Annotated in this window: 16 protein-coding genes and 2 tRNA genes; 7 read left to right on the forward strand and 11 right to left on the reverse strand. The window is 70.4% G+C overall.

From position 1 onward, the window contains the following. Positions 1 to 3 precede the first annotated feature (3 nt). Positions 4 to 909, reverse strand: a complete 906-nt coding sequence (locus MB1_RS06210) for a DNA-3-methyladenine glycosylase family protein (RefSeq protein ID WP_066904817.1) — start codon at positions 907 to 909, stop codon at positions 4 to 6. After that, positions 909 to 2,324 carry an aminotransferase-like domain-containing protein gene (locus MB1_RS06215; protein ID WP_066904819.1) on the reverse strand — a complete coding sequence of 472 codons (1,416 nt, stop codon included), beginning with the start codon at positions 2,322 to 2,324 and terminating at the stop codon, positions 909 to 911. Before MB1_RS06215 ends, MB1_RS06210 begins: the two co-directional genes overlap by 1 nt. On the opposite strand from MB1_RS06215, the gene MB1_RS06220 reads away from it, so the two are divergent. Continuing rightward, positions 2,323 to 3,258, forward strand: coding sequence for a DMT family transporter (locus MB1_RS06220; protein WP_084351008.1), 936 nt, complete (start codon positions 2,323 to 2,325; stop codon positions 3,256 to 3,258). The two genes, MB1_RS06215 and MB1_RS06220, sit on opposite strands and share 2 nt — an antisense overlap. Positions 3,259 to 3,313: 55 nt before the next feature. Here the strand turns inward: MB1_RS06220 and MB1_RS06225 are convergent, their stop codons facing one another. From MB1_RS06225 to MB1_RS06235, 3 genes are all read right to left on the reverse strand, one after another. Then, positions 3,314 to 3,889 (reverse strand): hypothetical protein, encoded by a 576-nt coding sequence (locus MB1_RS06225; protein ID WP_245650042.1) that lies wholly within the window; start codon positions 3,887 to 3,889, stop codon positions 3,314 to 3,316. A 206-nt stretch (positions 3,890 to 4,095) separates the two neighbouring features. Next, positions 4,096 to 4,168 (reverse strand) — tRNA-Lys (locus tag MB1_RS06230). Positions 4,169 to 4,257: 89 nt separating this feature from the next. Next, positions 4,258 to 4,482: a DUF3618 domain-containing protein gene (locus MB1_RS06235; RefSeq protein ID WP_157083925.1), complete on the reverse strand. Its 225-nt coding sequence runs from the start codon at positions 4,480 to 4,482 to the stop codon at positions 4,258 to 4,260. Positions 4,483 to 4,581: 99 nt separating this feature from the next. Here MB1_RS06235 and bcp point away from each other — a divergent pair, with 99 nt between their 5' ends. From bcp to MB1_RS06250, 3 genes are all read left to right on the forward strand, one after another. Then, a complete protein-coding gene (gene bcp, locus MB1_RS06240) occupies positions 4,582 to 5,058 on the forward strand; it encodes a thioredoxin-dependent thiol peroxidase (RefSeq protein ID WP_066904827.1) in 477 nt (158 codons plus the stop codon). Positions 5,059 to 5,121: 63 nt separating this feature from the next. Continuing rightward, entirely contained in the window at positions 5,122 to 5,781 is a 660-nt protein-coding gene (locus MB1_RS06245) for a TetR/AcrR family transcriptional regulator (protein WP_066904829.1), read from the forward strand. Positions 5,782 to 5,860: 79 nt separating this feature from the next. Beyond that, positions 5,861 to 7,123 carry a Fic family protein gene (locus tag MB1_RS06250; RefSeq protein WP_066904831.1) on the forward strand — a complete coding sequence of 421 codons (1,263 nt, stop codon included), beginning with the start codon at positions 5,861 to 5,863 and terminating at the stop codon, positions 7,121 to 7,123. 15 nt (positions 7,124 to 7,138) lie between these two features. Here MB1_RS06250 and MB1_RS06255 read toward each other — a convergent pair whose 3' ends face one another. Next, positions 7,139 to 8,194, reverse strand: a complete 1,056-nt coding sequence (locus MB1_RS06255; protein WP_218000191.1) for a hypothetical protein — start codon at positions 8,192 to 8,194, stop codon at positions 7,139 to 7,141. Positions 8,195 to 8,318: 124 nt separating this feature from the next. Between MB1_RS06255 and MB1_RS06260 the strand changes: the two genes are divergently transcribed. Beyond that, positions 8,319 to 9,248 (forward strand): LLM class flavin-dependent oxidoreductase, encoded by a 930-nt coding sequence (locus MB1_RS06260; RefSeq protein ID WP_066905048.1) that lies wholly within the window; start codon positions 8,319 to 8,321, stop codon positions 9,246 to 9,248. Positions 9,249 to 9,351: 103 nt separating this feature from the next. On the opposite strand, the gene MB1_RS06265 is transcribed toward MB1_RS06260, so the two are convergent. Beyond that, a complete protein-coding gene (locus MB1_RS06265) occupies positions 9,352 to 9,894 on the reverse strand; it encodes a CGNR zinc finger domain-containing protein (RefSeq protein WP_169801608.1) in 543 nt (180 codons plus the stop codon). Positions 9,895 to 9,951: 57 nt separating this feature from the next. On the opposite strand from MB1_RS06265, the gene MB1_RS06270 reads away from it, so the two are divergent. After that, entirely contained in the window at positions 9,952 to 10,911 is a 960-nt protein-coding gene (locus tag MB1_RS06270; RefSeq protein ID WP_084351010.1) for a DMT family transporter, read from the forward strand. Between the two features lie 55 nt (positions 10,912 to 10,966). Here MB1_RS06270 and acpS read toward each other — a convergent pair whose 3' ends face one another. Then, positions 10,967 to 11,359, reverse strand: coding sequence for a holo-ACP synthase AcpS (acpS, locus tag MB1_RS06275; RefSeq protein WP_066904839.1), 393 nt, complete (start codon positions 11,357 to 11,359; stop codon positions 10,967 to 10,969). Further along, entirely contained in the window at positions 11,356 to 20,715 is a 9,360-nt protein-coding gene (locus tag MB1_RS06280) for a type I polyketide synthase (protein ID WP_084351012.1), read from the reverse strand. The genes acpS and MB1_RS06280 overlap by 4 nt, the downstream gene beginning before the upstream one ends. 522 nt (positions 20,716 to 21,237) lie before the next feature. Here MB1_RS06280 and MB1_RS06285 point away from each other — a divergent pair. Further along, positions 21,238 to 21,319: transfer RNA gene (locus MB1_RS06285), tRNA-Leu, on the forward strand. Positions 21,320 to 21,361: 42 nt separating this feature from the next. Here the strand turns inward: MB1_RS06285 and MB1_RS06290 are convergent. Together MB1_RS06290 and MB1_RS06295 are read right to left on the reverse strand one after the other, a co-directional pair. Next, positions 21,362 to 21,976, reverse strand: a complete 615-nt coding sequence (locus MB1_RS06290) for a LysE family translocator (RefSeq protein ID WP_066904841.1) — start codon at positions 21,974 to 21,976, stop codon at positions 21,362 to 21,364. 89 nt (positions 21,977 to 22,065) lie between these two features. Further along, entirely contained in the window at positions 22,066 to 22,761 is a 696-nt protein-coding gene (locus tag MB1_RS06295) for a hypothetical protein (RefSeq protein WP_066904842.1), read from the reverse strand. Positions 22,762 to 22,799: the final 38 nt, after the last annotated feature.

Here is a 22,799-nt window from a genome sequence, read left to right on the forward strand (position 1 = left end):
CGATCAGGTCGAGGCCGCCCACAGGTGCATGCTCAGGTAGCTGCGCCACGGTGCGAAACGGGCTGCCGCGGCGGTCAGTTCGCCGAACGAGTCGGCCAGGCCGAGCGCTCGTGCGCCGCGCAGCAGGGCGACGTCCTTGCGCACCAGGATGTCCGGGGCGCCGAGCAGGCGCATCGCGACGTAGTCGGCGGTCCACGGGCCGATTCCGCGCAGCGCGGTCAGGCGGTCGATCAGGTCGGGAACGGTCGGGTGGTCGTCGACGGTGAGACTGCCGTCGGCGATCGCGGCGCAGACGCCGATGACCGTGTCGATGCGCGCCCGGGGCCCGCGAATGACGCGTCCGCCGTGTTCGGCGATGGTCGCCGCGGTCGGGAAGACGAGGGCGGGCCGGGGGTCGGTCGGATCGTCGCGCAGGGCCGGCGGAGTGACCGCGGCCGCGGCGGGTTCGCCGAGTTCGATGACGAGGCGGGTTAGTTGGCCGCGGGCGGCCGCCACCGTGACCTGCTGACCGACGATGGCGCGCACCAGGATCTCGGCCAGCCCGGCGGCGCCGGGTACCCGAATCCCCGGGGTGGCGGCGACCAACCGCGCGAGGACCGGATCCGCCGACAGGGCGGCGTCGACGGCAGCGGTGTCGGCGTCCAGGTCGAACAGCCGACGAGCGATCACCGTCGCTTCCGAACGGGCACGGTCGGTGTCGGCGTGGACGGTGAAGGTCGGGCCGTTGGTGGTGGAACCCCCGTCGTCGGTGAACTCGAACGCGATACCGGCCGTACCGCTGTCGGTGCGCACCGTTCGCACATAGGACCGATCGCCGACCGCTTCCATCCCCGGTACGGCCCGTGCGCGGAACCACCCGAGGAGACCGGCGCTATCGATCGGTCCCGCATGCTGCTGCCGATCGGGCATCACCGTGCGCCCGCCAGGGTCTCCAGCGTGCGACCGAGGATGCGCACACCGTCGGGGAAGGCGCCGGGGTTCGGACCGGCGAAGTTCAGCCGCAGATAGGGCGCGGTCGGCTCGGCGGGGAACCAGCCATCTCCCCCGGCGACCAGAACTCCGGCGTTCTCGCACTCGCGCACCAGTCGCGGCAGGTCGGTCCCGTCCGGCAGCCGTACCCAGATGTTGAGACCACCGGCGGGAACCGCGTGCAGATGCGCGCCGGGAACGTGTGCGCGCAGCGCGTCCATCAGCAGATCGCGGCGCCCGGCGAGCTGGTGGCGCACGCCGCGCAGGTGGGTGCGCCACGCGGGTTGGGTGATCACATCGCGCGCGACGGTTTGCAGGACACCGCTGACGTACATCGTGTGCGCCTCGACGTCGGCGAGCACCCGGTCGCGGGCCGGGCCGCGCGCGATGATCGCAGCCACGCGCACCGCCGGCGACACGCTCTTGGTCAGCGAGCGCACGTAGACGATGTGGCCGGCGTCGTCGCGGGCCGCGAGCGGGGCGGGGTCGGCGTCGATACCGAGATCGTGCGCCCAGTCGTCCTCGATGAGGAAGGCTCCCCGCTCGCGCAGGATGTCGAGGACGCCGTCGACAACTCTTGGGGCCCAACTGGTGCCGGTCGGGTTGGCGAATCGCGGCTGGGCATAGAACGCCCGCGCGCCGGTGCGGTCGAAGGCCCGGTCGACCTCGTCCGGATCCGGACCGTCGAGGCCGGTAGGTATCGGAACCAGGTGCACCCCGGCCTGCGCCGCCGCGAGGATCGCGCCCCAATAGGTCGGGGACTCGATCAACAGGGGGCGGCCGGGGCCGGCGAGGGCGCGGAAGGCGGCGGTCAGACCGCTCTGGCTGCCCGGCAGGACGATCACGTCGCCGGCGGTCGGCGCCACGATCGTCGAGGGGGTGGCCGCGGCCAGCTCCCCCGCGAACCAGCTCTGCAGCTCCGGCAGGCCCGCCGCGGGCGGTCGGCCGATAACCGCGTCGCTGCGGGCCGCACGCGCGAAGGCGGCGCGGACCAACCGCTCGGGAAGCAGTTCGCGGTCCGGGTAACCGGAGTGCAGCGCGATCGTGTCGGCCGGGGCATCCCGCAGGGCGACCGACCGCGGCGGCTGGGACGGCAGAGCGCCGAGTGCCGCGGTCTGCCAGCCGTAGTCGTTGGGCCGATTCACCCGGGCCGCGCGCACGAATGTACCGACACCGGTGCGGGTTTCGACCAGGCCCTGCTCGGTCAGGGTGCGCAGCGCCTTCTGCACCGTCACCGGGCTCGCCCCGTACTCGGCGACCAGCGTCCGCGTCGAGGGCAGCCTCGCGCCCGGCGCAGCGCCGTCGATCCAGCCCTTCAAGCCGACGACGATCCGCGAGCTGCTATCGTCATACATGAGTACACAGAGTAGCGCTATCGTCGATCGGTCGGAAGTGGTATCCCCCGCACGGTCGGGGCTCGCCTGGGGCCTGCTCGGTGTGGTCGCCTTCTCGTTCACCGTGCCGTTGACCCGCATCGCGGTCGCCGACGGCGGCATCTCCCCGCTGCTCGTCGGATCGGGGCGGGCCGTGATCGCCGGACTGCTCGCGCTGCTCGTGCTGCGCGCCTTCCGGCAATCGTTGCCCACCGGCCGGCAATGGTTGCGCCTGGCGGTCGTCGCCGGCGGCGTGGTGGTCGGCTTCCCGTTCCTCACCTCGTACGCGCTGACCACGGCGTCCGCCGGGCACAGCGCGGTGGTGATCGCGATCCTGCCCGCCGCGACCGCGGTGATGGCGGTGCTGCGCGGCCACGAGCGCCCGCCGACGTCGTTCTGGGTGGCAGCGGGATGCGGTGCGGCGGCCGCGGTGGGGTTCGCCGCGCTCCAGGGCGGCGCCGTGGAACTGCACGGGTCGGATCTGTTGTTGCTCGCCGCGGTGGTCGTCTGCGCGATCGGATACGCCGAGGGCGGCCTGATATCGCGGGAACTGGGTTCCTGGCAGACGATCTCGTGGGCGTTGGTGCTGTCGCTGCCGGCGATGCTCGTCGTCGTCGCCGTCGTCGCGATCGACCGGCAGCCGCCGACCGCGTCGCCGGCGCAATGGGGAGCGTTTGCCTACCTCGCCGTGATCAGCATGTTCCTGGGCTTCTTCGCCTGGTATCGCGGGCTCGCGATCGGGCCGATGGCACGGGTCAGCCAGGTGCAGTTGGCGCAGCCGGTGTTGACGATCTGCTGGGCGGCGCTGCTGTTGGCAGAACCGCTCACCTGGCCGATCGTGCTCGGCGGATGTGCGGTGATCGCCTGCGCGCTGATCGCCGTGCGCACCCGCGGTCGGAAGCCCGACCGCGGGTGACGGATCCCGCCCGGGGAAGAGGACGATTTCCGTTGACGCACAGCGCCTTTGCCGACTACGGGCAGTAGACGGTGTAGTCCCAGTCGGTGCCGGGATCGCCGATGACGCGGACCAGCACCGAAGTTGATCCACCCGGAGGAAGGCCAACCTGGATCGAGCCGGTGCCCTGATTGATGTTGTCACCGACCCGCCCGGTATCGGCGACCTGCACGCCCTCGTAGAAGACCTGGATCTGGTCGGGCACGTTGTATGTCTCGTAGGACAGCACGAACGAAGTCGGTCCGGACACGCCGAGAATGTGGTTGGTGTCGGTAATGCCGGCACCACCCGACTGCGTGGAGGCATTGCAGGCCTGCGTGAGCGGAGGCGCCGACGGACCTGCCCCGCCGGGCCCGGTACCGGAGCTTCCACCCAATTCGCTGCTGATCCCACCGGGCAGGCCGATGACCCCACTGCCGAAGTCGAGCACGCTGCTGCCGAAGTCGACCGCGCTGCTGCCCAGGTCGACGGCGCTGCTGCCGAGCCCCACGGCATCCGAGATCGGATCCGCGACCGCCGCGCCGGGTGCTCCGATCGCCAGCGTCGCCGCCGCGGCACCACAGGCAACCATTTTCTTCCAGGATTTCGTCATTGCGACACCACTTCCCTCCGCCCGGCGATCGGTGCGCGCAGCCGGATGGGATGGGCTGTCGTCGAACGATTCCCGGGGCCGGAACGCAGCCGAGTTCACCGGGGAATCTCAACCACCGATCCCCACTGTCGACGACGGTGGGAGGTGCGACAAGACAGAAAAAATGGTGTCACCCGGATGGGTGACACCATTTGCGCCGAGATATGTGCGCCATCAGGGACTTGAACCCCGAACCCGCTGATTAAGAGTCAGCTGCTCTGCCAATTGAGCTAATGGCGCGGACCGGATGACTCCGGCTTGCGAGGTAGAACTTTAACAGCAGAACCGCTCCGGGCGGAAATCGGCTGGTCAGAGCGGGTGCGCGAGGATCAGCGCCGCAGGAAGCGGGTGACGATCAGCAGACCCACGGCCGCCCCCACGCCGATGAGGGCGTACTTGACCTGAGGTTCGCTCAGCCGGGCCACCACCGACTCCTTGGTGCTCGCGACCAGGCGCCGCGGGTTGGCCCGCACGACAAGTTCGTCCAGCGTGGATGCCAATTGGTTGCGAGCGGCTTCGATCTCCGCCTCGATCCGCTCGGTGTTATCAGCCACGTACCCAGCCTCCATCCGGTTCCACAGTCGCCTGCCCCGCGGTCCGAGGCTTCCGGTAGCCGAAGCCTAGTGGACGGCGCCCCCGGGTACTCTTGGGCCGTGGCAGATAACAGGCTGGCAGTGGGCGATGTTGCCCCCGAGTTCACGTTGCCCGACGCCGACGGCACGGACGTCTCGCTCGCGGACTATCGCGGACGGCGGGTTGTCGTCTACTTCTACCCCGCCGCAAGCACACCCGGCTGCACCAAGCAGGCCTGCGATTTCCGCGACAGCCTCGCCCAGCTCAACGGCGCCGGCCTCGATGTCCTCGGCATCTCCCCCGACAAGCCGGCCAAGTTGGCGAAGTTCCGCGACGCCGAATCGTTGACCTTCCCGCTGCTGTCCGATCCCGATCGCGCGGTGCTGACCGCCTGGGGCGCCTTCGGGGAGAAGAAGATGTACGGCAAGACCGTGCAGGGTGTCATCCGTTCGACGTTTGTCGTCGACCCGGAGGGTCGCATCGAGGTGGCGCAGTACAACGTGCGGGCCACCGGACATGTCGCCAAGCTGATCCGCGACCTCAAACTGGACGCCTGAAACCGTAACCCCTGGTTACGGCCAATTGTTTCGCATCGCAGCCCCGTCGGCGATACTGGAGTCATGCAGCCGTCCAACGACCCCGAGGGCGACGCGGAGTTCGACGAACTTCGCCCTCGGCGTCGTCCCACGCAGCAGCGCAGCAAGGTCAAATTCGACACCTTGCTCGGCGCTGCCCGCGAGGTATTGGTGGACGTCGGCTTCGAGTCGTTCACCTGCGAGCAGGTCGCCTCCCGCGCCGGACTGCCGATCGGCACCCTCTACCAATTCTTCGCGAACAAGTACTCGATCGTCGCGGAACTGAGCCGCGAGGACTTCATCGGCGTCCAGAAGGAATTGTCGGCGTTCAGCGGTGAGATCCCCTCGCTCGACTGGTTGCGCTTCCTCGACCGCTTCCTCGACCACCTGGCACACCTGTGGGTGAGCGATCCGTCGCGCCGGGCGGTGTGGCTGGCGATGCAGTCGACCCCGGCCACCCGTGCGAGCGTGCAGATGTGGGAGGCGACCATCGCGGAGGAGATCACCCGCATGCTCGCCCCGCTGACCCCCGATACGCCGCGTGAGCAGCGCACCTTGATGGCGCAGGTGCTCACCCACGTCGTCTACTCGATGCTGAACTTCTCCGTCCAGGCCGAGCACAGCCACCAGGACGCGGTGGTCGAACTCAAGCGATTGATGGGCGCCTACCTGCGGGTCGCGGAGCAACAGAGCCGCCGCCGCTGATCCCTCGCGAGCCTTCGACCTGCTATTTCTCCTTTAGATGGCCTAAAGTAGAAATAGGTGGAGGGTTTCGGAGGTTGCCATGGCGCACTACGTCGACCGACTGTGGACGGCGGACACCACCGCCGGTCTCAGTCGTCGCGACCGCGCGAGCGGCCGCTACCGCGCCTACGTGCCGGACGAACTCGGTGACGCGCTGCCCGTCCTCGGCGCGGCGGCGGCTTCGGCCGCCGAGGACGCGGTCGCGGTGCTGGCGCGGGCCGACGAGCGGATCGGCCCGCGCAACGGCCATCTGAACCACCTGTTGATCCGTTCGGAGTCCATCTCGTCCTCGTGGATCGAGGGCAACCGGGTGACCCCGAAGCGGTTGGCGATCGCCGAGCTGCTCCACCACGGGAACCGGGCCGCCTTGGACGTCGTGGCCAACGTGCAGGCAACCGAGAATGCGATCGCTCGACTGGCGGATCGCAACCGGGTGATCGACGCCGCCGACATCGACGACCTTCAGCATGTGATCGAACCCGAATTGCCACGTGGACAACGCGATCAACAGAACTGGGTCGGTGGACCCGGCTGGAGCCCTCTGCGCGCGGATTTCGTACCGCCCCCGGAGACCGAAGTCGCGCGACTGGTCGACGACCTCGCCCGCTTCCTGACCGCAACCGCCGGCAACCCCATCGTCCGTGCGGCGATCGCCCACGCCCAATTCGAGACGATCCACCCGTACATCGACGGCAACGGGCGGACCGGGCGGGCCCTGATCCACACCGTGCTGCGCCGGACGGATGCCCTGCGCCACATCCTCATTCCGATCAGCACGGTCTTCGCGGGCGACGCGAATGCCTATATCGGGGGGCTGACCGGTTACCGGCAGAATCCACCCCGAGTGGACGACTGGGTCATCGGATGCGCCGCCGCGGCCGAAAAGGCGGCAGCGGGGGCGGTCCGGCTGGCGGAGCAGGTCACGGAGCTCGATGCCGCTTTGCGCGACGAATTGGTCCGATTCCGACAGACCAAGGGGCTACGCCCCGCAGCGCCGCGCCGAGACGCGGTCGTCCTCCGGATTCTCGACGGCCTGGCCGCCCATCCGGTCGTGACCGCGGAATCGGTGGTTGACCGCTTCGAGGTCTCACCTGCCGCCGCCCACCGCGCCCTGACCGAGCTGGCCGAGGCCGGAATCCTCGGCCGCACCAAGGATCAGAAGGGGCGCCTGATCTGTTGGACGGCGGATCGACACCTGGCGCTGGTCGCGCTCACCGAGCGCAGCAACCGGGTCGGCGGCGCCGATACCCGTGAACGAGCACCACGACTCGGGCCACCGCGACCGGTGTCACGTCATACGTGAGGCGATGCCTGTTGCTCAGCCGACGGGTTGCGGCAGGCGTTCCTGCTCGGGAAGTGGCGTTCCGCCGCCGGTGCTGCGGGTACGACGGAGACTGATCAACCAGACCACCAGCAGGTAGAGGATGCCCGCGGCGGCGGCGATCGCCAGGGACAGCGCAAGGTTGCCGCCGGTGCTCGCCTCGGCGACCGGAGCGGTGGTGTCTGCGGCCACCGGTTCGGCGCCGGGGGTCAGGCTGTTGGTGGCATTGCGCAGGTTGGTGTTGACGCCCTCCAGGACGCCGCCGAGCTGATCGATGCCGGCGGTCAGCTGCTGCGCGGCGCCGACCGCATCGCCGCGGGCGGCGGCGATGGAGCCCAGACCGTCGCGCAGCGTGATCGCCGATGCCAGCGCGGAACCGATGGCGGCGTCGACACTTTCGGACGATCCCTGCAGCGCGGTGTCGATCTGGCCGAGCGAGTTCGACAGTTCGGCGGCCTGGCCGGTGCCTGCCTCCAGCGAACGGGCGCTGTCCTGCATCCCGCGCAGCTGCGCGAGGGTATCGGCGACGCCGGCCGCCTCGCTCGCGGGTGCGGGCAGGCTTTCCAGGGAGGCGACCAGCGGGGCGACGAGGCCGTCGATCTGTGCGGCGGCCTGGCCGAGTTGCTGGGCGTCGTCGAGGCTTCCGGAGATCGAGCCGATCAGCCCGGACGCCTGCTGCGCGGCGACGGTGGTGTCCGGGGCCTGCTGGAAGGCGTCGACGATCTGCCCGGCGCCGGTGTGTGCGGTGTCGACGGCGTCGAAGACCTGCTCGGTGCCGTCGACCACGCCGCCGAGGCTCGACGAGGCGCCGGTGATCGCGGCGGACAGGAAGCCGAAGACCATCGACACGCTGGAGAGGGACTGGCGCGCCGATTGCAGGTCCGCCTCGGTCACGTCGCCACCGGCGACGGCCGGAGTGGTCGCCGCGGCAGCCGGCTGCGGGGCGTCGGTCATCGAGTAGGTGAGCGCCCCCGCCCCGAACATGACGGCCAGCAGGCCCACCACCATCAGGGCCACTCCGCCGACCACACGTCGCAGGTCGATGCCGTCCACCACAAAGCCTCCCAGAGTCCTACCGACCACCCACCATAGGTGAATGGTCCCGTTCGACCCTGCCGAGCGGTCGCCCCCGCACGAGGGGGTTGCCCGCGGACCGGTCGCGAGTAGCGTCGAGCGCGTGCGGTTCGACATCTCGGTACCCCAGTTCAGCGGACCCGACGGAGTGGACGCGGCGGCCCTGGCCGCGTATCTGCGCCGGGCCGAGGAGTTGGACTTCGGCGGCGCCTGGGTGATGGAACAGACACTCGGCCCCGCTCCCCTATTGGCGCCATTGGAGACCCTCGGCTATCTCGCGGCACTCACCGAACGCATCCGCCTCGGCGTCGCCGTGCTGGTGACGTCGGTGCAGTCTCCGGCGCACCTGGCGGGCAGCCTCGCGACGATCGACCTGCTCAGCCACGGCCGGTTGGACATCGGGATCTCGGCGGGCGGCGGCTTCCGAAAGTTCGAGGCGTTCGACGTCGACCGGGAGACCTTCGTCGGACGCTTCCTCGACGGCCTGCGACTGATGGCCGACATGTGGGCCGAAGGGCCGGTCGACCACGAGGGAGCGTTCTTCACCGTGCGCGGCGATATCCAGCCGAAGCCGGTGCAGCGCCCGCGCCCACCCCTGTGGTTCGGCGCCGGCGCGCGCACCTCGCTGCGGCGGGCGGTGCGATACGGCGACGCCTTCATGGGAGCGGGCTCGAATTCGACGGCCCGCTTCGCCGGGCAGGTGCAGAATCTGCGCGTCGCGCTCGAGGAGGCCGACCGCGACCCGGCGACCTTCCCGATCGGCAAACGGGCTTACCTCGCCGTCGACGACGATCCCGCCGCCGCGCGGCGCTCGGTTCTCGACGGCCTGCGCCGCATCTACGGCGATTCCGTGCCGGGCCTCGACGAGGTCGCCGTCGCCGGAACCCCCGATGACGTCACCGCCGGGCTGGCCGAGGTGATCGCCGCCGGCGCCGGGACGCTGCTGCTCAATCCGATCACCGGCACTCCCGAGGGCGATCACGAACAGATGGAACGGCTTGCCGCCGAGGTGATTCCGCAACTGTCCGATTGACCTCGACCAACCCTATCCACCGAGGGCCGGCACCGATCGCTCGTCGCAGAATTGTGCGCATATCCCCACAATTCTGGGGATGGCGTCGGGAGACTCGGCCGGTCTATGTCGACTCGACCGCGCGGGAGCGATGGCGACGCACCCGTACGCGGGAGCCGCATCGGGCGCTGCTGCACCAGGTCCGGCGGCCGGTGACGTCGAGGAAGTGGCCGGAGCAACTGTCGTCGCCGCAGGGCCGGATCAACGGGCGTCGGGGGCCGCTCAGGTCACCGAGCATCTCGGTCACCATCAGCGCCACCGCCACATCGGTGGTGGCAGGCGATTCGACGACCGGCCCGCTCTCCCCCGCGGCCAGATGGAAGGGTTCGAACGCCGCCTGCGCATCGGTCAGCAGGGCCAGGTCGCCCGCTTCGGGTCGCCGACCCTCCTCGTCCGCGCGCAGCACCGCATGCATCGCCTCGCGCAGCGCCCGCACCGCATCCAAATCCGCGGCGGTCGGTGCGACGCGCGGCGGCAGGCCGACCTCCGCCAGGAACCCGGCCAGGGCGGCCGGGTCGGACAGCAGATCAACCTGTCGACTGCGGTAACGGCCACGCAGCGTCGCCAGCAGATCGAGCCAGCGCGCGCCCGCGGACTCGTCGATCATCACCACTTCATCGTAACGCCTTGACACGTTACCCAGCCACAGAGGAGCGTGTTACGCATGAAACCGTTACAGCTCTGGTTGATGACCGTCGCGTTTGTCGCCATCTGGACCAGCGGTTACCTGGTCGGCTCGCTGGGCACCCGATACGTGGCGCCGGAAGCCCTGGTGTTCTGGCGGTTTCTCATCGCCGCCGCCGTGATGGCCGGCATCGGCGTCTGGCGCGGGATGAGCTGGCCGCAGGGGTGGGATGCGTTGCGCTACGTGGGAATCGGCACGATCTTCTTCGGGCTGCAATTCGGCGCCCTGTTCTACGGGATGTCGGTCGGCGTGCCGGCGGCGACCACCGCCCTGATCGCCTGCAGCGCGCCGTTGGTGGTCGCGGTGCTGTCGAGCGGGCTCGGTTGGGAGCGGCTGGGTCCGCGCCGCTGGGTGGGGATCGGGATCGGCGTGCTCGGGGTGGCGATCACGCTGGCGGACCGGGTGGGCAGGCCGCCGCATGCCATCGACCTCGTGTGGCCGCTGCTGGGGTTGACCGGGCTGGCCGTCGGAACGCTGCTGCACGGTCGCATGCGGACCGGCCATCCCGGCCCGACGATCGGCGCGCTGGAGATCGTCGGGGGCATCCTGCCGATCGCGATACTCGCACCGCTGACCGGCACGCTCACCCTGGAGGCGGCGCCGGTGGAGATCGGCGCGCTTCTCTGGCTGGCTCTGATCGCCGGTGTGGTCGCTCCGCTGATGATGTTCGTGCTGATCCGGGAGCGCGGCGCGGTCGGGACGAGCAGTCTGCTGTTTGTCGTGCCGGCCCTGACGGCGCTGGCAGCCTGGCCGACGCTCGGGCAGCCGTTCGGTCCGACCGCGCTGATCGGCTTCGCGGTCGCGGGCGCCGGGCTGCTGCTCGCCCTGCACCCGGCTCCCGAGGCCGGCGCCGCGCCGGCCACAGCGGGTTCGGGGAGTTTGGGATCCGCCGGGTGGCTCGCAGGCTCCCCAAACCGGGCAGGCCGCGCCGAGCCGTAGACGAGACCGGGGTGTGCGCCCTGTGGCGCACACCCCGGTTCGTTGGTCTAGCGGGTCACTCCTCGAGGACCACCATCGCGGCGGCCATGTCCCCGTCGTGGGTCAGCGACAGGTGGATCTTGACCGTCGGCAGGAACTCGGCGGCCATGCCGTGCAGCTTGACCGTCGGGCGCCCCCACGCATCGTTGACCACCTCGATCAACGGATACGGGTTGTCCCCGATCTGCGGCGGCCGGGCGAAGCGCGAGGTGGCCCACGCCTTGAGCACGGCCTCCTTCGCCGCCCAGCGCACCGCGTAATGCCGCGCCGGATCCGACCCGCGGGAGGCCGCGTGGCGCCGCTCCCCGGCGGTGAAGGATTCCTTCACCATCGTCGTACCCGACTGATCGAGCTGTTCGGCGAATTCCGGCACCGACACGATGTCGAAACCCACCCCGAGGATGCTCACGCCCGGCCCTCCGCTTCCTGTGCACCGCCGGCACCACTGCCGCCGCCGGAAACACTATCGGCAACCGCGCCGTTCGTCCCGACGATTCGGTACACGGAGTCGTCTCCGAGTCGAGCCGACGAATCCATCAACATCTCCGCCTCGAAGGCCTTCGCCTTCTTGTGTGCGGAGTCGTCCGGGCCGAGGCGCCGGTCGGACGGTGGCCGCTGGTAGAGCTCGGGTCCACCGGCCATCGCGGCGACCAACCGTCGGGCACCGTCGACCCGACGCTGATGCGCCGCGGCGCGGTACGCCGCCCGCCGCTCCTCCGGGATCGAGGCGACAAACGCCTCCGGGTGGACCACCGCGATCAGGCCGGACACGTGACCGAAGCCGAGGCTGGTCAGCAGGCCCGCCCGCAGCGGCAGGTTCTCCCCGAACCGCAGCGGTTCGCGCGCCCACACCAGGTTCGGGAAGTCGGCCATCTGCTCGTCGACGCAGTCGAGGCTGCGGTTCGGCGGGATGACGCCGGCCGCGAGCACCTGGCACAGACCGATCAGCTGGAAGGCGGCGGCGCCACCCTTCGAGTGTCCGGTCAGCGACTTCTGCGAGATGACGAACAGCGGGTTGCCGGCACTACGACCGAGCTTGCGCGCCAGGCGCGTATGCAGTTCGGCCTCGTTCGGGTCGTTCGCCGCGGTCGAGGTGTCGTGCTTGGAGACCACCGCGATGTCGTCCGGTCCCACCCCGAGGCGGGCCAGCGAGGTCGCCATTGGCGAGGAGCCGCCGCCGATACCCGCACCGAGCGCACCGAGTCCGGGCGCCGGGATCGAGGTGTGCACGCCGTCACCGAAGGACTGCGCCCAGCCGATGACACCGAGAACCGGCAGCCCCATCTCGAGGGCGAGGTCGCCGCGCGCCAGCAGGATCGTGCCGCCACCGTGCGATTCGACGAAGCCGCCGCGTCGACGGTCGTTGGCCCGCGAGAAGCGGCGATCCTCGATGCCCTTGGCGGACATCGCCTTCGAGTCCGCGGTGGCCGACATGTCACCGAAGCCGATGATGCCTTCGATGCTCAGGTCGTCGAAGCCACCGGCGACCACGAAGCCGGCCTTGCCGAGGCGGATCTTGTCGACACCTTCCTCGACGGAGACCGCCGCGGTGGCGCAGGCCGCCACCGGGTGGACCATCGCGCCGTAGCTACCGACGTAGGACTGCACAACATGCGCGGCAACAACATTCGGCAGGGCTTCCTGCAGGATGTCGTTCGCCCGCGACTCGCCGAGCAACGTGTCGATGTACAGCGAGCGCATCGAGGTCATGCCGCCCATGCCGGTGCCCTGAGTGTTGGCGACCAGACCCGGGTGGATCCAGCGCATCAACTCGGCCGGGGTGAAGCCGGACGACAGGAACGCGTCGACGGTGCAGACGATATTCCACAGCGCGACCCGGTCGACCGAGCTCGCCATGTCCGGCGAGATACCCCACCGGGTGACGTCGAAGCCGGTCGGGATCTGGCCACCGACGGTGCGGGTGAGCTTCATCCGCCGCGGGACCCGGATCTCCGAGCCCGCCTTGCGGGTGACCTTCCACTCGCCGTCGTCCTCGAAGATCACCGTGCGCTCCGGGTCGGAGGAGGCGTAGGCGCGCGCCTCCGCCTCGCTTCCGGCCGAGAACGTCAGGTCGTTGTCGAGGAAGATCGACGTCATCAACGGCGCGGTGTTGTCGATCATCTCGTCGTCGTCGCCGTACCGGCGGATGCCGCTGCGCTCGACGACGGTGTCGTGGTAACGCTCGGCGATCTCGTACTCCGGAACCAGGTCGCCGCTCTCGGCGTCGTACCAGCCGGGCTTGGGATCGTTCTCCCAGGTGATCAGGCCGGTGACCCAGGCGAGTTCGAGAACGCCGGCGGCCGAGAGCTTTTCGTCGACCTCCATCTCGAACCGGGTGCGCGCCGATCCGTACGGTCCGAGTTCACCGGCACCGACCACGACGACCAGATCCTCCGGTCGCGCGTCGATGGTCGGCCAGGTCGGGATCGACGACTCGATACCCACTCCGGGCGGAGCCGGCAGTGCGTGCACCCCGGCGGGCGCGGCCTGCTCCGGCGCCTCGGCGTCGGCCTCGGCCTCGGCGGATTCGGCCGCCTGACGAGCCAGTTCCGGCAGGCTGATCTCGAGATCGGCCAGACCACCGGTCAGGTCGATGTCGATCGGGCCGTCGGCGGCGCGCTCCCGAGCCTCCGGCGAGGCGGCGGCGAGCAGCTGGTCGGCCATCTCGGAGGTCGACCAGGTGCTGACACCCGCGGCCTCGACGGCGTCGACCATCGGGTCGTTGTGACCCATCAGGCCGGTGCCGCGCACCCAACCGATCCGGGCGTGGGCCAGGGTGACTCGCTCGGCCCAGTTGCGCTCGACCTTCCAGCGGTTGAGCACCGCGTCGAAGGCGGCCTTCGATTCGCCGTAGGCACCGTCGCCGCCGAAGATTCCGCGGTTGGGCGAGCCCGGCAGGATCACGTGCAGCCGGCCGTCGACGTCGGAGTCGACGCCGACCGCGGCCAGTCCGGCGATCAGCCGCTCGACCGACCACAGCAGCACGCGCATCTCCATCTCGGCGCGGGCACCGGCGTCGGCGAGTTCACCGGAGACCCGCGGCGCCGCGAACGGCAGCAGCAGGGTCGGGGTGAACGCCTGCTTGACCACGACCGCCGAACCACCGGCGGTGACGGTCTGCTCGGAGCCGACCCACTCGATCAGGGCGTCGACGTCGGTGTAGGACGCCATATTCGCCGGGACCACCCACAGGGCGGCGCCGCTGCGGGCGGAGCGCCGGTAGAGGTCGCGGTACATCGCGAGCCGCGACGCGTCCAGGCGCGAGGTGGTCGCGAAGACCGTCGCACCCCCGGACAGCAGCTTCTCGATGGTCGCGGCGGCGATCGATCCCTTGCCGGCGCCGGTCACCACGGCGACCTCGTCGGCGAACTGCCCCGGCGTGGTGTCCTGCGCCGCCGCGGCGATCCGCTCGTACTTCTCGACCAGGTCGGGGCGTCCGGCCGCGGTCGCCCGCGCCGCCCACCAACCGGCCTGCTCGGCGACGGCGTCACCGGCACCGACAAACGCCGCCGACAGCACGTCGACCTCGCTGTCGATCCAGATGCGCGCCAAATCCTCACGCGCACTGGCCCACCGGTCGTCGAGCAGCACCGCACGCTTGTCGTCGAAGGCCGAGGCGACCGTGCGCGGCCAATCGGAACCGAGTTCCGCGGCCACCAGGTCGACCAGTTCCTGATCGGTGGTGTCCACGCCGGCGTCCGAGATCCGCTCGGCCAGGCCGAGCTGCTCGAGCACCAGCCGGGCGGCGGAGGCGAGCACGCCGTCCTTACCGGTGATCTGGTCGGTGAACTCCCCGAGCGCGGCGGCGTCGACCGTGCCGCCGCCCCCGCCACCGGCCGACGGCAGTGCGACCGAGACGCCACGACGGGCGGCGACGCCGGCAACAGCAGCGTCGATCGCCGCGTCGACCGACGCGGTGTCGGTCAGCGATTCGACCAGACCGCCGAGCGGCCCGCCGCGCACCGAGTCACCCTCGCGGGTACCGAGGGCCACCTCGGCGGTGACGTGGCTGGCCCAGCCGGGGCCGAGCTGCCAGACACCGGTCACCCGGTCCTGCACGTACGAGGGGCGCTTTCCGGTGGGGCCGAAGACCTTCCGCAGGTGGTCGCCGATCGAGTCGGTCAGCACCGGGCCGAACGGGCGATAGGTGCGGGCCAGCTTGTCGACCGTGCCCGCCAGGGACACCAGGTCGGCGTCCGCGGCGCCGTCGATCGCGCCGAGTCCGAGCTCGGAGCCGAGGTCGACCAGCAGCTGGTTGCGTCGGGACGAGACGCCGTCGCAGAGGGCCTCGATCGTGTCGGCGGGGCCGATCTGATCGACGCGCATCTTCGTCCACAGCCCGATCAGAATCTTGGTCGCGTCGGCGGCGGCAAAGCCGATATCGGCCGGCGCCGGACCACCCGCGGGGGCGGCCGCCGGAGCGGGAGCCGGGGCCGGGGCGGCCGCAACGGCGGCGCCGCGAGCGGCTTCCGCTGCCGCCGAATCATTTTCGACCGGAACGCTGGGCTCCGGCTCGTCCTCGACCGGGGCCGGGTCGACGTCGGTGGAGTAGACCACCGCCGCTTCGCGCTCGATATTGAGCACCTCGACCGGGTAACCGACGCGACCGGGCAGCTTGAGGGTGTTGGTGGCCAGGCCGGCCACCGTCGGCGCCGAGGCCAGACCGACCTCGATGAACCGCTCGACACCCATGCCGCCGTCGGCCTCCGACGCGAACAGCAGGTCCTGCGTTTCGATCCAGCGCACCGGGCTGGCGAACTGCCAGGCCAGCAGTTCGGTGAGCACGACGCGGGTCAGCTTGGCCGGCTGCGCCGCCCAGTTGTCCCAGTCGGCGAGCACCGTCGCGAGCGGATCGGAGGGCACGAGATCGGCGATCTCCTGGACGAAGTCGCGCTCGAGCGAGAACGGCTTGGGCACCAGGTTCGGGATATAGCGGCCGAGCAGGATCGACGGGTCGATCTCCTCCGGCAGCAACTGCTCGAGGCGCGCCCGGAAGTCGGGCACACCGCGGCGCAGCACCGAGGAGTGGAACGGCACGTCGATGCCGGGAACCAGGATGAACGAGCGCTTGCCCCCGAAGTCGAGGCGCATCTTGTCGGCGCGCTTCTCGAGTTCCTCGAGACCGGCGACCGTACCGGCGATCGCATACTGCGAGCCGCGCAGGTTGAGGTTGACCACCTGCAGGAATTCGCCGGTATCCGAAGCTATTTGGGCGATGAACTCCTCGACCTGCGCGTCGGGGAGACCCATCTGGGACGGGCGGATCGCGGCCATGCGGTAGTCGCTGGTGCCGTCCTCGTGGCGCGGGACCAACTCGTGCATCGCCGAACCGCGCTGGAAGACCACCTCCAGGATCGCTTCGAGCGGAAGGACTCCCGCGACCGCGGCCAGGGCGTTGTACTCACCGACCGAGTGACCGCAGAGGATCGCGTCCTCGACGAAGGCGCCGGATTCACGCAGTTCCGCGATCTGGGCGACACCGAGGGTAGCCATCGCGACCTGGGTGAACTGGGTCAGGTGCAGCACGCCGGCCGGGTGCCGGTAGGTCACACCGCGAGCCTTGACCTCGGTCGGGTTGTCCCGCACGACCGCGAGGATCGAGAAGCCCAACGCTTTGCGGGTGTGCTTGTCGGCGCGCTCCCAGATCTGGCGGGCGGCCGCGGAGCGGGCGCGGGCGTCGAGGCCCATACCCGGCTTCTGGATGCCCTGTCCGGGGAAGGCGTAGACGGTCTTCGGGGCGGCGATCCGGCCGGTGGCCACCATGACCAGGTCGGAGCCGATCCGGCAGGAGACCTCGACGATCTCGGCGCCACCGTCGCGGGCGATCCGGTCGACGCGCACGTCGATCGGGGCGCCCGGGCGGACCATCCCGAGGAAGCGGGCGGTCCAGGCGGTCAGCCGACGCGGCGGCAGCGCCTGCTCGGCGTCGATGGCGACGACGACCTGCTGGGCGGCGGCCGAGAGCCACATGCCGTGCACGATCGGGCTGCCGAGGCCGGCGAGGCGGGCCGCGGCGTTCGAGGTGTGAATCGGGTTGTGGTCACCGGAGACCTGGGCGAACGACGCCATCGACCGCGGCGCGGTGATCGTGGTGTCCCGGCGACGCCGGCGCGGGGTATCGGACACGGCGTCGGTGAGCGAGCCGCCGGCGCGATCCGGATCGGGCAGCTCGGCCTCGCCGGTGCGGCCGCGGATGGCGAACCGCTCGCGCAGCACCGCCAGGACCGGGGTCTCGATGCCCTGATCGAGCATCAGGCCGATCTCGACCCGTACCTCGACCACGCGGCCGATGTCGGTGTCGACGACGTCGCCGGAGGTGGCCTTGACCGCGAGAACCGCTACCTCGTCCGGCAATTCGGCGAACAGCTGGATCGCGTGGTCCAGGTGCACCAGGTCGAGCATGCCCTCGATGACCGCGTCGCCGTCGGCGGTATGCGCGGCGCCGAGGACGGCGAAGACCGCGGGCCAGCAGGCGCCGACCAGCACGTCCGGGACACCGTGCGGTCCACCGGTCAGCGAACCGGCCAGGCCCGCGGCGGTGACGCCGGTGTGGTCGGCCGGCAGATCCGGCTGCCAGGCGATGTTGATGCGGGCGACACCGTTGCGAACGGTGGCGAGGTCCTGTCCGGCGGCCAGCGTCAGCAGCTCGGACATCGCGGCCTCGGCGTCGGCGTACTCGACGACCGGGGCGGCGCCGGTGGCGACGGCGGCGGGCATGCGGATCGGGATGGTGACCGTGCGCGAATCGCCCAGCGGCACCGACAGACGCACCAGGCCGTCCTCGACCAGGCTCAGGCGCGCACCGGTCGGCGGGTGCACACCGGTGTCGCCGTCGATCGACCACGCGTCGACGTCGCCGAGCTTGTGGATCGGGTTGATGGTGATGCGGCCGGCCCAGGAGACGTCCGGGGACAGCAGCAGCGTGGCCAGCGGGCCGTCGGCGGCGTCACCGCGACGGCGGGAGTCGACGTCGACCGGCTCGCCACCGGCGGCGGTGATCCGCTCCGCGGCAGCGGCTTCGAAGCGATCGAGCAGTTCACCGACCGGCTCGTCGACGCGGGTGATGCCGGCGACCGCGACGGTGCCGGGGATGACGCACACCTCGTCGGCGCCGTAGCGCGGATCGTGGGCCTGCCACAGCGAATCCGAACGCCACCAGCGGCGCACGTCCTTATCGATCACCGGGACGAAGTTGACCGGCTTGCCCGGCGTGCGGCACAGCGCGATGAAGAACGGCACATCGACGGGGTGCAGGACGGTGGAGGCGGCCTCCGGGTAGCGGGCGATCAGCGCGGCGATCGCGTCGCGCGGGGACTCGAGCGCGTCGTCGGCGAAGAGCGAGGCGATCGTACCGCGGTCGGCCTCGTTGAGGCGAGCCTCGGTGCGCTCCAACATCTCCCGGAAGCGGTTGCGCCAGCTGACGTCCAACCACACCGAACGGCCGCCGACCAGTGCGGCGTCGGCGACCGCCGAGCCGGTGTCGAACGGAGCGGCGACGTCCGCGCCGATCGCGAGGTCGACGTAGCGGCCGAGCCAGTCGCCGTAGGTCATGGTCTCCACGTCGCCGAAGTACGGCTTCGCGGTGCCGTCGAGCGCGGCGATGATCTCGTCGCGGCGCGCGGCGACGGCCTCGTCGTCACCGGCGACGTCGTCGAGCAGTCGGCCGGTGCGCGACGCGGCGTTGTCGATCTCGTGGATATCGGCGCCCAGCTGGCTGCGGCCGGAAGCCATTCCGCCGGTGGCGGTTCCGGCGCCCACCCAGTCGGGGGTTCCGGGGGTGTCGACCAACAGCTGCTTGACCTCGGGCGAGGTGGTCGCCTCGAGGGTCGCCATCGCGGCGGTGCCGACCAGCACGCCGTCGAGCGGCATCGCCGGGTAGCCGAGCTGAACGCTCCACTCACCGGTGATGTAGTCCGCGGCGCGGTCGGCGGTGCCGATACCGCCACCGACGCAGACGATCACGTTCGGGCGGGTACGCAGATCCGCGTAGGTGGCCAGGAGCAGATCGTCCAGGTCCTCCCACGAGTGGTGACCACCGGCGCGGCCGCCCTCGATGTGCACGATCACCGGGTAGTCCGGGACCTCGGCGGCGATGCGCAGCACGGCCTTGATCTGCGCGACGGTGCCGGGCTTGAAGGCGACGTGGGTGATGCCGACCTCGGTGAGCTCGGCGATCAACTCGACCGCTTCCTCGAGCTCCGGGATGCCGGCGGTGACGACCACGCCGTCGAAGGGGGCGCCGGCGGCGCGAGCCCGCTGGACCAGTCGGCGGCCACCGAGCTGCAGCTTCCACAGGTAGGGGTCGAGGAACAGCGAGTTGAACTGCACGCGGCGGCCCGGCTCGAGCAGGCTGCGCAGATGCTTGACCCGGTCGAGGAAGATCTCCTCGGTGACCTGGCCACCACCGGCGAGCTCGGCCCAGTGCCCGGCGTTCGCGGCGGCCGCGACGATGCCGGCGTCGACGGTGGTCGGCGTCATGCCGGCCAGCAGCATCGGCGAGCGGCCGGTCAGGCGGGTGAAGGAGGTTTCGACGACCACGCGACCGTCGGGCAGACGAACGGTGGTGGGGGCGAAATCGCTCCACTTCGGGTCGGGTTCGCGCACGGCGCCCGGGGTGAAGAGGCTGCGCTGGCCCTGTCGGGTCGCCGCGGCGACCACGCCGACGCCGCGACCGCGCAGCAGGGCGCCGGTCAGGCGGGTCATCATGTCGCTCGGCCCGAGGTCGAGGACCCACTGGGCGCCGGAGGCGATCACGGTGTCGACCTCCGCAACCCAGTCGACCGGGTCGGTCAGCACCGCGCGAGCGAGCCGTCCGGCCCGCTCGACGTCCAGCCCGCAGAGGGTGGCCCAGTCCTCGACGGTGGCGACCGCCTCGGCGAGCACGGAGTGGTGGAAGCCGATCTCGACCGACAGTTCCTCGAAGACCGGCGAGAAGACCGATCCGCCACGCTTTTTCGCTTCGCGTTCGCGCTGCTCGCGGTCGGCGATCTCCTCGCAGACCTCCTGGACACGGGCCAGCCGCGCCGGGGAGCCGGAGAGCACCACGCGGCGACGGCCATTGCGGATCGCCAGTTCGGCGCGGCCCGGATCGGTACCGACCAGGTCGTCGAGGATGGCGCGCAGGCGTTCGGGGTCGACATTGGAGACCGCGACCATCGGGCTACCGACCGAGTTGGCGATCAGCCCGCGGCGGCGCGAAACCAGCGCACCGGCCGCGCCGATCAGCTGGGCGACGGCCAACAGCTCGGCGTCGTCGCGTCCCTCGGTGCGGGCGGCCTCGACGGCCAGGGCGCCCTGCGAATGACCGACGATCGCGGCGGGCGCGGTCGAGGTCCAGTCCAGACCCTGCTGGGCCAACGCGCGCAGCGCAGCGATCTGGGTGAGCAGCACGCCGGGGATCGACACAGCGGCACTGCTCAGAACGGCGTCGGACGGGGTCGAGACGCTCTCGCCCTCGAGGCCGAAGCTCTCGTCGTGGTCGGCGACCCAGGTCAGCGGGTCGAATCCGGACGGCCGGACCACCAGCAGCTCGGCCTTGGCCGGCGCGAGCAGGGCCTGCGCGGCCGCGACCAGTTCGGTCAGCGGGCCGTCGAGGGCGCCGTCGTTGATCAGTTCGGACAGCGGCTCCAGCCAGGGGGCTCCCTGTCCGCCGAAGGCGACGGCGTACGACTCACCACCGCGAAGCCGCTCGGCCAGGGTATTGATGCGTTCGCCGGCGGAACCTACTCCGCGCCGCCATCCGGATGTGCTGTCGTCGATCGTCACTGCTGGGGTTTCCTCTCGCCACGGCCGGTTATCGGCGCGCGGAACCCCACGATGTCGAGGGACCGGCACCGATCTCTGATCGATTGCAGGACAAAGCATCACGAGTCGTTTGGGCCGAACTCGTGAGCGCGGGCGACCCTCCTTGGCCTTTCCGGCCGTACGCGGATCGCGTGCCGGACTGCCCGACGACCAGCATGACACAGAATCATGAGGAATTCCTCAGGTTCCGTCGAATGTCATTGGTTACCGGCGGGTATCAACAGTCGACGCCATCCGCACCAATCGACCGATCGCACGCTCGGCACGCAAGGACCGCAGGTCGGAGCCTCAACGGCCCGTACGTCACGTCACAGACCGTTATCTTTTCGTGATGCGTTTGTTATCTTCCTTTCCGTGGAACACTCAAACGCCCTGCACAGCGGCTCTTTCCGGAGGAAGTGACACATCACACACACGTCACGGCGTCACGGACCCGGGTCGCGAACGTTCCGCACGGAGCCGATTACACTTCGACGAAAGCACGCGCGAGTGGCGGAATTGGCAGACGCGCTGGATTTAGGTTCCAGTGTCCTCGGACGTGGGGGTTCAAGTCCCCCCTCGCGCACCCCCCTACCGACCGGCGATCCTCGCCGACCGGTCGACCGGCCTAGGCCGGCGCCGGATTCTTCGCGAGCAGCAGCAGTCCGCCGAAGGTGATCATGCCCGCCCCGGACGCCCGTCGCAGCCAGTGCAACCGCGTCGCGGCGAAGGTGCCGGCCAGTCGCCCGATCACCGCGTAACACAGGATCGCCGCCACCTCGAGGATCAGGAAGACCGTCGCGAGGATCAGGTAGCTCAACCAGTAGTGCCCGACGTCGACGAACTGCGGGAAGAAGGCGGCGAAGATCAGGATCGCCTTCGGATTGCCCAGCGCAATCAGGCCTTCCGAGCGCAGCGCACCCCGCAAGGTCTGCGGCTCGGCGCCGGCGGGATCGTCGACCCGCGACCGGCCGATCAGCAGCCGCACCCCCAGATAGAGCAGGTAGAGCGCGCCGACGACCTTAAGAATGGTGAAGGCGACCGCGGAGACGCTCAACAGGGCGCCGAGACCGAGCGCGCTGAGCGCGATCATCACCGCGAACGCCGCCAATCGTGCGGTACCCGCCGCGACCGCGAACCCGACTCCCTGCTGGGCGCCGTAGGTCACCGACAGCAGATTGTTGGGACCGAAGGCGAGGTTGAGGACGAAGCACGCGGGAATGAACACCAGCAGGTCAACCATGTCGCCACCTTCCGAGTCGGGCACTGGCAGCGCACTCTAGCGGCAGGGCCCCGATCCTGTCGTCCGAGTTTCGAGGTCTGCGACGAGCGTCAATCACGCACCGAGACAGCAGATTCGGACACTTCGGACAGGCGGAACAGGGCGACCGCGAAGGCGACACAGGCCACGAGGAGCAGCACGCCGACCGCCATGCGCCCGGCCGGCGGGACGAAGTACTGCGAAATGAACACGATCCAGGCGGCGCCGAGGAGAACGGCGGCGTATCGCGGCCCGCCGGCGCGGACGAGGGCCAGGCCGGCGAGCACCGCACCGGTCGCGAACGCGAGCAGCCCGATTCCGAAGAGCGTGGCGGGCAGGGGGTGGAGCCGGATCGACTCGGCGACCGGCATCTCCCCGGCCGCCGTCACCCCACCGACCGTCGACACGACGGGATCACCGGCCAGCACGTGCAGCGCGAAGGTCTCGGCGCCGTAGTAGGGCAACAGCAGCGCCGCGCCCACCGCCGCGAAACCGGCCGACCGGCCCGCGGCCCGGGCCCCCGCCGTTCCCCGCAGGATGCGGGCGCCCTCGACCAATCCCCCGGCGATCGCGACGAACCCGACCATCGCGGCGGTATGCGAGACCAGCCACCACACCGAGGCGAACTGCTCGACGGTGTCGCCGGCCACCCGGTACGGCCGGGTCAGCAGATAGACCGCGAACAACACTCCACCGGCGGACAGCAGCACCGCCGCCCGGGTCGGTGCGCCCGCCGCCGCGGGAGTGATCGGGTACGCCTCGGACATGTCTACTCCTCAACCGCTCGGGGATCGTCCTGTCCCGA

Source organism: Millisia brevis NBRC 105863 (genome assembly GCF_001552615.1).
In the GTDB taxonomy this organism is placed as follows: domain Bacteria; phylum Actinomycetota; class Actinomycetes; order Mycobacteriales; family Mycobacteriaceae; genus Millisia; species Millisia brevis.